Origin of the sequence: Pseudomonas sp. MWU349, assembly GCF_017947325.1 — a bacterium.
In the GTDB taxonomy this organism is placed as follows: Bacteria; Pseudomonadota; Gammaproteobacteria; order Pseudomonadales; family Pseudomonadaceae; genus Aquipseudomonas; species Aquipseudomonas protegens.
The window spans coordinates 1,138,534-1,150,944 of record NZ_JAFEVP010000001.1 but is presented as its reverse complement, the minus strand read 5'-3'; the positions used below and the strand labels follow the sequence as shown (position 1 = coordinate 1,150,944).

Annotated in this window: 10 protein-coding genes; 4 read left to right on the top strand and 6 right to left on the bottom strand. The window is 65.1% G+C overall.

The genetic code is table 11. The features are described 5' to 3' along the window. Positions 1-267 precede the first annotated feature (267 nt). The 3 genes from KCG88_RS05010 to KCG88_RS05000 all read left to right on the top strand — a co-directional run bounded on the left by KCG88_RS05010 (position 268) and on the right by KCG88_RS05000 (position 3,543). Positions 268-1,374 carry an enoyl-CoA hydratase/isomerase family protein gene (locus tag KCG88_RS05010; protein WP_210711881.1) on the top strand — a complete coding sequence of 369 codons (1,107 nt, stop codon included), beginning with the start codon at positions 268-270 and terminating at the stop codon, positions 1,372-1,374. Between the two features lie 4 nt (positions 1,375-1,378). After that, positions 1,379-2,530, top strand: coding sequence for an acyl-CoA dehydrogenase family protein (locus KCG88_RS05005; protein WP_011061350.1), 1,152 nt, complete (start codon positions 1,379-1,381; stop codon positions 2,528-2,530). A gap of 248 nt (positions 2,531-2,778) precedes the next feature. After that, positions 2,779-3,543: an SDR family oxidoreductase gene (locus tag KCG88_RS05000; protein ID WP_210711880.1), complete on the top strand. Its 765-nt coding sequence runs from the start codon at positions 2,779-2,781 to the stop codon at positions 3,541-3,543. Positions 3,544-3,605: 62 nt separating this feature from the next. On the opposite strand, the gene KCG88_RS04995 is transcribed toward KCG88_RS05000, so the two are convergent. From KCG88_RS04995 to KCG88_RS04970, 6 genes are all read right to left on the bottom strand, one after another. Further along, positions 3,606-4,379 carry an enoyl-CoA hydratase gene (locus tag KCG88_RS04995; protein WP_011061351.1) on the bottom strand — a complete coding sequence of 258 codons (774 nt, stop codon included), beginning with the start codon at positions 4,377-4,379 and terminating at the stop codon, positions 3,606-3,608. A gap of 20 nt (positions 4,380-4,399) precedes the next feature. Continuing rightward, the gene (locus KCG88_RS04990) at positions 4,400-5,527 is read right to left on the bottom strand and encodes an acyl-CoA dehydrogenase (RefSeq protein WP_011061352.1); all 1,128 of its coding nucleotides are present in this window, start codon (positions 5,525-5,527) and stop codon (positions 4,400-4,402) included. Between the two features lie 12 nt (positions 5,528-5,539). Continuing rightward, positions 5,540-6,730: an acetyl-CoA C-acyltransferase gene (locus tag KCG88_RS04985; RefSeq protein ID WP_210711879.1), complete on the bottom strand. Its 1,191-nt coding sequence runs from the start codon at positions 6,728-6,730 to the stop codon at positions 5,540-5,542. Between the two features lie 12 nt (positions 6,731-6,742). Then, on the bottom strand, positions 6,743-7,504 hold the full coding sequence (locus KCG88_RS04980) for an SDR family NAD(P)-dependent oxidoreductase (protein WP_011061354.1): 762 nt from the start codon (positions 7,502-7,504) through the stop codon (positions 6,743-6,745). 14 nt (positions 7,505-7,518) lie between these two features. Continuing rightward, the gene (locus KCG88_RS04975) at positions 7,519-9,183 is read right to left on the bottom strand and encodes an AMP-binding protein (protein ID WP_047286608.1); all 1,665 of its coding nucleotides are present in this window, start codon (positions 9,181-9,183) and stop codon (positions 7,519-7,521) included. A 452-nt stretch (positions 9,184-9,635) separates the two neighbouring features. Continuing rightward, positions 9,636-10,658, bottom strand: a complete 1,023-nt coding sequence (locus tag KCG88_RS04970; RefSeq protein WP_047336905.1) for an AraC family transcriptional regulator — start codon at positions 10,656-10,658, stop codon at positions 9,636-9,638. Positions 10,659-11,043: 385 nt separating this feature from the next. Here KCG88_RS04970 and KCG88_RS04965 point away from each other — a divergent pair, with 385 nt between their 5' ends. Beyond that, entirely contained in the window at positions 11,044-12,315 is a 1,272-nt protein-coding gene (locus tag KCG88_RS04965; RefSeq protein ID WP_241774739.1) for a sugar ABC transporter substrate-binding protein, read from the top strand. Positions 12,316-12,411: the final 96 nt, after the last annotated feature.

Genomic DNA, 12,411 nt, shown 5'->3' with positions numbered 1-12,411 from the left:
CTGCCGAAGTGGCCCAGGTGTCGTAAGGGGCGCCTGAAACAGCCGGGATCGGCTGATCACGGCTATTTCACAGCCGATTCTGTCGCCAAGGCTCTACGCCTTGGTCCAGAGCGGTTGCGCAAGGCCGGCGCGCGTTTTTTTGTCATGCAAAAATGCACAGTCGACCTGCAGCTTTCCGGGTTGTAATTGGCAAATTTGCACTGCTACGATCCGCCGATGCTCGCGCGCGAGCCTCATATAAAAAACAATAAAAGCAGGGAGTTAGTGATGACTGCTCAGGTTTCATCCCAGGCGAGCCAGGCCTGCGACGCCACCCCGGACGAAGTGTTGGTCGAGGTGCGCAACCACATCGGCTACCTGACCCTAAACCGCCCCGCCGGCCTCAACGCCATCACCCTGTCGATGGTCCGCACCTTGCAGCAGCACCTGGACCACTGGGCCCAGGATCCGTTGATCCACGCCGTCGTCCTGCGTGGCGCGGGCGACAAGGCTTTCTGCGCCGGCGGCGATATCCGCTCGCTGTACGACAGCTACCACAGCGGCGACAGCCTGCACCAAGACTTCTTCGTCGAGGAATATGCCCTTGACTTGACCATCCACCACTACCGCAAGCCGGTGCTGGCGCTGATGGACGGTTTTGTCCTGGGTGGCGGCATGGGCCTGGTGCAAGGCGCCGACCTGCGGGTAGTCACCGAGCGCAGCCGCCTGGCGATGCCGGAGGTGGCCATCGGTTACTTCCCGGATGTTGGCGGCAGTTATTTCCTCTCGCGCATACCCGGCGAGCTGGGGATCTATCTCGGAGTCAGCGGCGTGCAGATCCGCGCCGCCGATGCCCTGTACTGCGGCCTGGCCGACTGGCACCTGGACAGCAGCAAGCTGGACCTGCTGAACCAGCGCCTGGACCGCCTGCACTGGAGCGACTCGCCCCTCAAGGACCTGCAAGGCCTGCTGGCCAAGCTGGCGGTGCAGAGCCTGCCCGATGCGCCGCTGGAAGTCCTGCGCCCGGCCATCGATCACTTCTTCGCCCTGGCGGACGTACCCAGCATCGTCGAGCAACTGCGCAGCGTCACGGTGGCCGACAGCCACGAATGGGCCAAGGCCACCGCCGACCTGCTGGAAACCCGCTCTCCCCTGGCCATGGCCGTGACCCTGGACATGCTGCGCCGCGGCCGCCAGTTGAAACTGGAACAATGCTTCGCCCTGGAACTGCACCTGGACCGACAGTGGTTCGAGCGGGGCGACCTGATGGAAGGCGTACGCGCCCTGATCATCGACAAAGACAAGACTCCGCACTGGAATCCGCCCACCCTGGCGGCCCTCGACGCCGATCGGGTGGCGAGCTTCTTCAGCGGTTTTGACGGCAGCGGGAGCTGAACTCATGCACGACATTGAACTGACCGAAGAGCAAGTGATGATCCGCGACATGGCCCGGGACTTCGCCCGAGGCGAGATCGCCCCCCATGCCCAGGCCTGGGAAAAGGCCGGCTGGATCGACGATGGCCTGGTGCGCAAGATGGGCGAACTGGGCCTGCTGGGCATGGTGGTTCCCGAGGAATGGGGCGGCAGCTACCTGGACTATGTGGCCTATGCCCTGGCAGTGGAAGAAATCGCTGCCGGCGACGGCGCCACCGGGGCCCTGATGAGCATCCACAACTCGGTGGGCTGCGGGCCGATCCTCAATTACGGCAGCCAGGAACAAAAGCAGCAATGGCTACCACGCCTGGCCGCCGGCGAAGCCATCGGCTGCTTCTGCCTGACCGAACCCCAGGCCGGCTCCGAGGCGCACAACCTGCGCACCCGCGCCGAACTGCGCGACGGCCAGTGGGTAATCAACGGCGCCAAGCAGTTCGTCAGCAACGGCAAGCGCGCGCAACTGGCCATCGTATTTGCAGTGACCGACCCGGAACTGGGCAAGAAAGGCCTGTCGGCGTTCCTGGTGCCCACCGACACCCCGGGCTTCATCGTCGACCGCACCGAACACAAGATGGGCATCCGCGCCTCCGACACCTGCGCCGTGACCCTCAACCAATGCACCATCCCCGAGGCCAACCTGCTGGGTGAACGGGGCAAGGGCCTGGCCATCGCGCTGTCCAACCTCGAAGGTGGGCGCATCGGCATCGCCGCCCAGGCCCTGGGCATTGCCCGCGCCGCCTTTGAAGCAGCCCTGGCCTACGCCCGGGAACGGGTGCAGTTCGACAAGCCGATCATCGAACACCAGAGCATCGCCAACCTGCTGGCCGACATGCACACCCGCCTGAACGCCGCCCGCCTGCTGATCCTCCACGCCGCGCGCCTGCGCAGCGCCGGCCAGCCGTGCCTGTCGGAGGCTTCCCAGGCCAAGCTGTTCGCCTCGGAAATGGCCGAGAAGGTCTGCTCCTCGGCCATGCAGATCCATGGCGGCTACGGCTACCTGGAAGACTACCCGGTGGAACGCTACTACCGCGATGCGCGAATTACCCAGATCTACGAAGGCTCCAGCGAGATCCAGCGCCTGCTGATTGCTCGCGAACTCAAGCATTACCAGCTGTAGGCAACAGCGCCGCAAACCAAAAATCGCAGCCCCGGCTGCGATTTTTTTTGCTCGCATTGCCGCCCTCCTCACTAAGCGCGATCTGTGGTGCAAGAGGCCCCACAAACTCGGTTGTGTGCTGTCAAGCAGGTGGGTAGGCGGCCGTTGGCCACGGTGCGTTCGAAAACATATTCAACGCAAGATCCGGAGTTCCGCGCCGTCCCGAGCGGCCTATGGTTGGCTCAACGCTCATGCAAAGGAGGTCAATCATGAAACAACTGCAAGACAAAGTCGCGATTGTGACGGGAGCCACCTCGGGAATCGGCCAGGCTGCCGCCCGGCTGTTCGCCCAAGAGGGCGCGCGCCTGATAGTGACCGGCCGCCAGGGCGACGCACTGGATGCGTTGGTCGCACAGATCCAGCAAACCGGTGGCGAGGCCCTCGGGGTTGCCGGTGACATTCGCAGCGAGGCACTGGCCGAGCGTCTTGTGGCGCTGGCGTTGGAGCGTTTCGGTGGCTTGGATATCGCCTTCAACAACGCCGGAATGACCGGTGAAACCCGGTCAGTCTCCGAGCTGACCCTGGACCAGTGGCAGGCCGTGCTCGACTGCAACTTGACCAGTGCCTTTCTCGGGGCCAAGTACCAGTTGCCTGCTCTGCGCAGTCGAGGCGCAGGGTCGATCATTTTCACTTCCAGCTTTGTCGGGCACCACGTCGGTTTTCCCGGTATGGCGGCATATGCCGCGAGCAAGGCCGCGCTGATCGGCTTGACCCAGGTGATCGCGGCTGAAGAAGGCCCCCATGGCATTCGCGCCAACGCGCTACTGCCTGGAGGCACCGACACGCCAATGGGCCGCGCAGCCACCGACACCCCCGAGAAACGCGCCTTTGTCGAAAACCTGCATGCCCTCAAGCGCCTCGCCCGTCCCGAGGAAATTGCCCGCGCGGCGCTGTTCCTCGCGTCGGACGCCGCCAGTTTCGTCAGCGGGACGGCGATGCTGGTTGAGGGGGGAGTGTCCATCAACCGCAGCTAAGCGCCGCGGTTGAAGGTGCAGGGACGCTGGCTGAACACCGCGTCCTGCCAGGAGCGGTGTGGTTACTGATCCTTGAACTGCGGATCACGCTTGGCGATGAAGGCGGCCATGCCTTCTTTCTGGTCCTGGGTGGCGAAGGCGGCGTGGAATACCCGGCGCTCGAAGCGCACGCCCTCGGACAGGCTGACTTCGAAGGCGCGGTTCACGCTTTCCTTGATCATCATGCTCACCGGGATCGATTTGCCGGCGATCACAGCGGCCACCTTCAGCGCTTCTTCCACCAGTTCATCGGCCGGCACGATGCGCGCGACAATGCCGCAACGCTCGGCTTCAACGGCGTCGATAAAACGCCCGGTCAGGCACATTTCCATGGCCTTGGCCTTGCCTACCGCGCGGGTCAGGCGCTGGGTGCCGCCCATGCCCGGCAGCACGCCGAGGTTGATTTCCGGCTGGCCGAACTTGGCGTTGTCGCCAGCCAGGATGAAGTCGCACATCAGCGCCAGTTCGCAACCGCCGCCCAGGGCGAAGCCGTTGACCGCGGCGATGATCGGCTTGCGCCGGTTGGCCACGCGGTCGCTGTCGCTGAACAGGTCGTCGAGGTAGATCTGCGGGTAGCTCAGCTCGGCCATTTCCTTGATGTCGGCGCCGGCGGCGAAGGCCTTCTTGGAACCGGTGATGACGATGCAGCCGATCTGCGGGTCGGCTTCCAGGCGATCCAGGGCCTGGTTCACCTCGCCGACGATCTGTGCATTGAGGGCGTTCAGCGCCTGGGGACGGTTGAGGGTGATCAGGCCGACCCGGCCCTTGATGTCCAACAAAATGGTTTCGTAGCTCATGAATCAGCTCCTGCTAAAAGTCAGAGGTTGCGCGAAATGACCATGCGCTGAATGTCGCTGGTGCCTTCGTAGATCTGGCAGATGCGCACATCGCGGTAGATCCGCTCCACCGGGAAGTCGCTCAAATAGCCATAGCCACCCAGGGTTTGCAAGGCCGCGGAACAGACCTTCTCGGCCATTTCCGAGGCGAACAGCTTGGCCATCGAGGCCTCCACCAGCGCCGGCTTGCCGCTGTCACGCAGGGCCGCGGCGTAGTGCACCATCTGCCGCGCCACGGCGATCTGGGTGGCCATGTCCGCCAGGCGGAAGGCCACGGCCTGGTGCTCGATGATCGGCTTGCCGAAGGTTTCGCGCTCACGGGCGTAATCGCGCGCCGCTTCGAACGCGGCACGGGCCATGCCCACCGATTGCGAGGCAATGCCCACGCGCCCGCCCTCCAGGTTGGCCAGGGCGATCTTGTAGCCCTCGCCCTCCTCGCCCAGGCGGTTGGCCAGCGGCACCTTCACATCCTCGAAGAGGATCTGGCAGGTGTCGGAGGCGTGCTGGCCGAGCTTGTCCTCGATGCGCGCGACCTTATAGCCCGGCGAGTCGGTGGGCACGATAAAGGCGCTGATGCCGCGCTTGCCGGCCGCCGGGTCGGTGACCGCGAACACGATCACCACCCCGGCGTTCTGCCCGGAGGTGATGAACTGCTTGCAGCCGTTGAGCACATAGTGGTCGCCGTCGCGGCGGGCCCGGGTCTTCAGGCTGCTGGCATCGGAGCCGGCCTGGGGTTCGGTCAGGGCGAAGGCGCCGAGCATGGCGCCACTGGCCAGGGGCTTGAGGAAGCGCTCCTTCTGGTCATCGTTGCCGAATTTGAGGATCGGCACGCAGCCCACCGAGTTGTGCACGCTCATGATGGTGGAACAGGCGCCATCACCGGCGGCGACTTCCTCCAGGGCCATGACATAGGCCAGGTAGCCGGTGTCGCACCCGCCCCACTGCTCGGGCACCAGCATGCCGAAGAAGCCCAGCTCGGCCATCTCGGCAATGGCTTCCTTGGGAAAGCGGTGCTCGCGGTCCCAGTCGGCGGCGAAAGGCTTGAGGCGCTCCTGGGCGAATTGCCGGGCCGCGTCGCTGATCTGCAGTTGTTCGTCATTGGGCAACATCGGGATTCCTCGTTACAGGCATTCAACAGCCATGGCCGTGGCTTCACCACCGCCGATGCAGATCGCGGCCACGCCACGCTTGAGGCCTTTCTGGCGCAGGGCCGACAGCAGGGTCACCAGGATCCGCGCACCCGAAGCGCCGATCGGGTGGCCCAGGGCGCAAGCGCCACCGTTCACGTTGACCTTGGCGTGGGGGATTTCCAGCTTGCTCATGGTCACCAGGCTGACCACGGCGAAGGCTTCGTTGATCTCGAACAGGTCGACCTCGTTCAACGACCAGCCGGTCTTCTTCATCAGCCGCTCGATGGCACCCACCGGGGCCACCGGGAACAGCCCGGGGGTATCGGCGAAGGCCGCGTGACCGTGGATCACTGCCAAGGGCTTGAGGCCGCGCTTGTCAGCTTCGGAGCGGCGCATCAGCACCAGGGCCGCGGCGCCGTCGGAGATCGAGCTGGAGTTGGCCGCAGTCACGGTGCCACCGTCGCGGAACGCCGGTTTCAAGGTGGGGATCTTGTCCAGCTTGGCCTTGGGCGGCTGCTCGTCGTCGCTGATCAGCTTCGACTCCTTGCCCACCATCACCTGCAGGGGAACGATCTCGTCCTTGAACAGGCCGTCCTTGATCGCCTGCTGGGCACGTGTCAGGGAAGCCACGGCGAAATCGTCCTGGGCCTGGCGGGTAAAGCCGTTGGCCTCGGCGCAATCCTCGGCGAAGGTGCCCATCAGGCGGCCCTTGTCGTAGGCGTCTTCCAGGCCGTCGAGGAACATGTGGTCCAGCACCTTGCCGTGGCCCATGCGGTAGCCGCTGCGAGCGCGGTCCAGCAGGTACGGGGCGTTGGACATGCTTTCCATGCCACCGGCGATCACCACCTCGGCACTGCCGGCCAGCAGCATGTCGTGGGCCAGGATGGTGGCCTCCATGCCGGAACCGCACATCTTGTTCAGGGTGGTGCAGCGGGTGCCCTTGTCCAGGCCGGCGCCCAGGGCGGCCTGACGGGCCGGGGCCTGGCCGAGGCCGGCGGACAGCACGCAGCCGAACAGCACTTCTTCGACCGCCTGCGGTGCAATGCCGGCGCGCTGGACTGCGGCGCGAATGGCTTCGCTCCCCAGTTGCGGCGCGCTGAGGCCTTTGAGGTCCCCCTGGAAACCGCCCATGGGGGTACGGACGGCGCTGACGATGACAATCGGATCTTGGGCAATGGACATGATGAATCCTCCTTACTTGGCGGCCATGCGCAAGGCGCCGTCGAGACGGATCACCTCGCCGTTGAGCATGCTGTTTTCAATGATATGCCGCACCAGCGCGGCGTACTCGGCGGGCTTGCCCAGGCGTGGCGGGAATGGCACGCCGGCGGCCAGGCCAGCCCGCACTTCGTCGCTCATGCCGGCCATCATCGGGGTTTCGAAAATACCCGGGGCGATGGTCATCACCCGGATGCCGAAGCGTGCCAGCTCCCGGGCCACCGGTAGGGTCAGGCTGGCGATGGCGCCCTTGGAGGCGGCGTAGGCCGCCTGGCCGATCTGCCCGTCGAAGGCGGCGATGGACGCCGTGTTGATGATCACCCCGCGTTCGCCATCGGCATTGGCCGGGCTTTCGGCAATGGCTGCTGCTGCCAGGCGTAGCAGGTTGAAGCTGCCGATCAGGTTGACGTTGATCACCTGGCTGAAGCTGGCCAGGGCGTGGGGGCCGTTCTTGCCGAGGATTTTCTCGCCACGCACGATGCCGGCGCAGTTGACCAGGCCGTTGAGCCCGCCAAAGGCCTTGACCGTGGCCTGCACCGCCGCTTCGGCCGCGGCTTCCTGGCTGATGTCGGCCACCACGCTCTGGCAGCCCAGCTGCTGGGCCTTGGCCGCCACGGCCTCGGCATTGAGGTCCACCAGCATCACCCTGGCGCCGGCGGCGACCAGCATTTCGGCGCTGGCGGCTCCCAGGCCGGAAGCGCCGCCACTGACGAGAAACACCTGGTTTGCAATGTCCATCATTCAAATCCTGTTCATGCGGTAGCTGTTGACGCCGCGGCCTCTTGAGCCTTGGCGATTTCCTGGTTGCGCAAGATAAAGCGCTGCAATTTGCCGCTTGGGGTCTTCGGCAATTCGCTGACAAATTCAATTTCACGGGGGTAGGAATGGGCCGCCAGGCGCTTGCGCACGTGCTGGCGCAACTCTTCTGCCAGCTCATCGGTGGCGCGGTACTGCTCGCTGAGCACCACGAAGGCCTTGACCAGCTCGGTGCGCTCCGGATCGGGTTTGCCGACCACCGCCGCTTCCACCACGGCCGGGTGTTCGATCAGTGCGCTTTCCACGTCGAACGGGCCGACCCGGTAGCCGGAGGTGGTGATCACATCGTCGCTGCGGCCCACGAAGCTGATGCTGCCGTCCTGGTTCAGCTCCACGGTGTCGCCGCTTAAGTAGTAGTTGCCGACAAAGGCCTTGGTCGGCACCCCGGCGTACCCGGCGAACCAGCACATGGGCGACTGGCTGCGGTCGATGGCCAGAATCCCCGGCTGGCCGACGCCCAGTTCCTGGTAGTGCTCATCCAGCACCACGATACGGTGGCCCGGTGAGGCGAAACCGGCGGCGCCGACATGCACCGGGTGCTCCAGGCCGTGATGGTTGCACAGCACCATGCCCAGCTCGGTCTGGCCGTAGTGGTCGTGGATCACCACGCCCAGTTGTTCGGCGAACCAGCGGATGACTTCGGGGTTGAGCGGCTCGCCGGCGCTGCTGACGATACGCAGGCGCCCCTTGACCGAACGGGCGAACTGGTCGCCGCCAGCGATCAGCAGGCGATAGGCAGTGGGCGAACCGGTGAGGTTGGTGATGCCGTACTTGTTGATCACCCGGCAGGTGCTTTCCAGGGTGAAGGGGCCATCGTAGAAGGTGATCGGGTGGCCCAGGCCCAAGGGGCCGGTGACGCCGAAGTAGATGCCGTAGGCCCAGCCCGGGTCGGCGACGTTCCAGAAGGCGTCTTCCGGGCGCAGGTCCACGGCGTCGCGGGTGTAGGCCTGGAACGCCACAATCGCTTTGAGCGGTACTTCCAGGGCTTTCGAGGGGCCGGTGGTGCCCGAGGTGAACATCAGCAGGAATGGGTCTTCGCCGGTCAGCAGCACGGGCTCGCACTGGGCCGGGTACTGCTCCAGTTCGGCCCAGAAGCTGAAATCGCCACGCACGATGCCCTGGCCCTTGGCGCCTGCGACCGTGACGATGGTCGGGCACTCGGCGACTTCCGCCAGCTTGGGCCGGTTCACCGCGTCGCTGACCACCAGCTTGGCCTTGGAGCTGTTGAGGCGGTGCTCGATGGCCTTGGGGCCGAAGGCGGTGAACAGCGGCTGGTACACCGCACCAATGCGCCAGGTGGCCAGCACCGTGATCAAGAGTTCAACATTGCGTGGCAGCAGCCCGGCGACCTTGTCGCCCTTGCCGACCCCCTGGGCCAGGAAGAAGTTGGCCAGGCGCCCGGCCTTGTCCTGCAGTTCAGTGAAGGTGTAGCTGGCGCTGCTGCCGTCCCGGCCTTCCCAGAACAGCGCGATGCGCCCGGGCAAGGCATGCCGGTCACAGCACTCGACGCAGGCATTGAGGGCTGAGAGCGAGCCCGCCAGGGCCGACGCCATGGTGTGCTGATAATCGAATTCCTTGATAGCAGACAGGTAGTTGCGCATTGCCAGAATCCCTCACTGTTCTTATTAGGATGGGAACCTCATGAAAATCAGGGAAATACTGGCGCCAGAGCCCTCGCGGAACAATGGTCAAAGCTATCAAGTTGCGTGACCGGTTTGGCCAAGAGCACGCCCCGCCCCGGTTGGCGGCGGCACCTGAAATTGCCGTAGGCGCTGGCTTGCCAGCGAAGGCGTCGGCCCGGGCGGTGCAAGACTTGCGGGCCTCTTCGCCGGCAAGCCGGCTCCTACGGGGGATGGGGGTTACCGTCTGTGTAGGAGCTGGCTTGCCAGCGAAGGCGTCGGCCCGGGCGGTACAAGGCTTGCGGGCCTCTTCGCCGGCAAGCCGGCTCCTACGGGGGGATGGGGTTACCGCCTGTGTAGGAGCTGGCTTGCCAGCGAAGGCGTCGGCCCGGACGGTGCAAGCCTTGCGGGCCCTTTCGCCGGCAAGCCGGCTCCTACGAGAGGTGCGGGTCGTTGAGGATCAGGCTGCGGTAATGCCCGGGGTTGGAACCGGACCATTTGCGAAAGGCCTTGTAGAACGAGCTGGTGTCGGCAAACCCCAGGCGCCCGGCAATCTCGGCAAAGCTGATCTGCGGCTCGGCCAGCCAGACAATCGCCAGCTCCTTGCGCACGCTGTCCTTGAGCGCCTGGTAGCTCTGGCCCTCTTCGGCCAGGCGCCGGCGCAAGGTCGAGGCGGACATGCACAGGCTCTGGGCCAGGCTTTCGCTCTCGGGCCACTGCTCCCCGGGCAGTTGCCGCAACTGCTGCTTGATGCGGCTGGCCAGGCTCTCGGGGTCGCGGTACTTGACCAGGATGTTGGCGGGGGCATGGGCCAGGAAGCGCTTGAGTTCTTCCTCGCTGCGCTTGATCGGCAGGTCCAGGCAGTCGGCGGCGATGATCATCCGGGTGCGCGGCCGCTCGAAACGCAGGTTGTCGGAGAACATCACCCGGTAGTCGTCACAGAAATCCGGCTGCGGGCAGCGCAGCTCGATGGCCAGGATCGGAATGCGCCGGCCCGCCAGCCAGCAGGCCACGCCGTGGACAATCATCCAGTAGGTGAAGTAGGTAAAGGCCCGCCGCGGCTCGTGTTCATCCTCCAGCAGGACGATTTCCGCCAGGCTCTGCTGGTGCACCAGTTGCGCCGGCATGCGCTCGAACATCAACGTCAGAAAGCCCAGCACCGAGTTCAGCCCACTGGCCAGGGTCGGCTGGGCCATGGCCGAGCGGCAGAGGAAGGCCAGGCTGCCGGACTTCAGGCGGCGCGGGTCCATGCCGAAGAACTCATCGTCCAGGCGCCGCGCCAGCAGACGCCAGAGCCGTGCATAGGCACTGGCCGGCACCCGCGCCGTGCCCTGCTGCAGGCCCGCCGGGTCGATCCCGACCTTGTGCAGCACTTCATCGGTGGCGGCGCCCGGAGCGCAGCTTTGCAGCAGCGCCTCGCGCACCAGTTGCATGGAGATGGTGTCTTTTTCCGACATCGCGGCCAACGGTTTACTCAGTCCTGGGACGGCCATCTTAGGCAGTGACCGGGAAAAAGCCAGTGGGCTTTGGGCTAAGTGGCAACCCCTCCTGCCGGGCAAAACCAATACGCATCTGCAAGGCCGCGAACAGGCCCAAGCGCCAGCGAGTCCCGCAGAGCGTCTGCCCAAGCCAAGGCCCCTTTGGCGGGCCAGTGCAAAAAAGTATCAATTCAAGTGTCAGGGATGATTTGTCAGCACTGCGTTTGAGGGCTGTAATCAGCCCACCTTCTTCCTCGGCAGAGGAAGACATAACAACAATAACCGCCCTTCTGCAGCCCTCGCCGGCGCAGGACAGGAGTGAACGATGAAACCCTGCAGCAAAGCCCTGCTCCTCACCACCTGCATGACCCTCAGCAGCGTCACCCTTGGCGCCCAGACCCTGACCATCGCCACCGTCAACAACAGCGACATGATCCGCATGCAGCGCCTGTCCCAGACCTTCGAGGCCGAGCACCCGGACATCAAGCTGAACTGGGTGGTGCTGGAAGAGAACGTGCTGCGCCAGCGCCTGACCACCGACATCGCCACCCAGGGCGGCCAATTCGACGTGCTCACCATCGGCATGTACGAAGCCGCACTCTGGGGCGCCAAGGGCTGGCTGCAACCGATGCAGGACCTGCCGGCCAGCTATGAGCTGGACGATGTCTTCCCTTCGGTGCGCGAAGGCCTGTCGGTCAAGGGCACTCTCTATGCCCTGCCGTTCTACGCCGAAAGCTCCATGACCTACTACCGCACCGACCTGTTCAAGGAGGCCGGCCTGAGCATGCCCGAGCGGCCGACCTGGGAGCAGATCGGCGAATTCGCCGCCAAGCTCAACAAGCCCGACCAGGAGCAATACGGCCTGTGCCTGCGGGGCAAGGCCGGCTGGGGCGAAAACATGGCGCTGATCGGCACCCTGGCCAACAGCTACGGGGCGCGCTGGTTCGATGAGAAGTGGCAGCCGGAGTTCACCGGGCCGCAGTGGAAGAACGCCCTGACCTTCTATGTCGACAACATGAAGAAGTCCGGCCCGCCCGGGGCTTCGAGCAACGGTTTCAACGAGAACCTGGCGCTGTTCAACAGCGGCAAGTGCGCGATCTGGGTCGACGCCAGCGTGGCCGGCTCTTTCGTCACCGACAAGAGCCAGAGCAAGGTCGCCGACCATGTGGGCTTCACCTACGCGCCGCACCAGGTCACCGACAAGGGCAGCGCCTGGCTGTACTCATGGTCCCTGGCGATCCCCGCCAGTTCCAAGGCCAAGGACGCCGCCAGGACCTTCGCCACCTGGGCCACTTCCAAGCAGTACGCCGCGTTGGTGGCCGAGAAGGATGGCATCGCCAATGTGCCGCCGGGCACCCGCGCCTCCACCTACAGCGACGCCTACATGCAGGCCGCGCCGTTCGCCAGGGTCACCCTGGAATCGCTGAAGGCCGCCGACCCGAGCAAACCCACCCTAAAGCCCGTGCCCTACGTCGGCATCCAACTGGTCACCATCCCCGAGTTCCAGGCCATTGGCACCCAGGTCGGCAAGCTGTTTTCCGCCGCCCTGATCGGCCAGACCACGGTGGACCAGGCCCTGGCGGCCGCGCAGCAGAGCACCGAACGGGAAATGAAGCGCGCCGGCTACCCGAAATAACCCGGCACTCCCTGTAGGAGCCGGCGTGCCGGCGAAGAGGCCCTTGCGTCTTGCGCAGTATCCAAGGACGCCTTCGCTGGCAAGCCAGCTCCTACA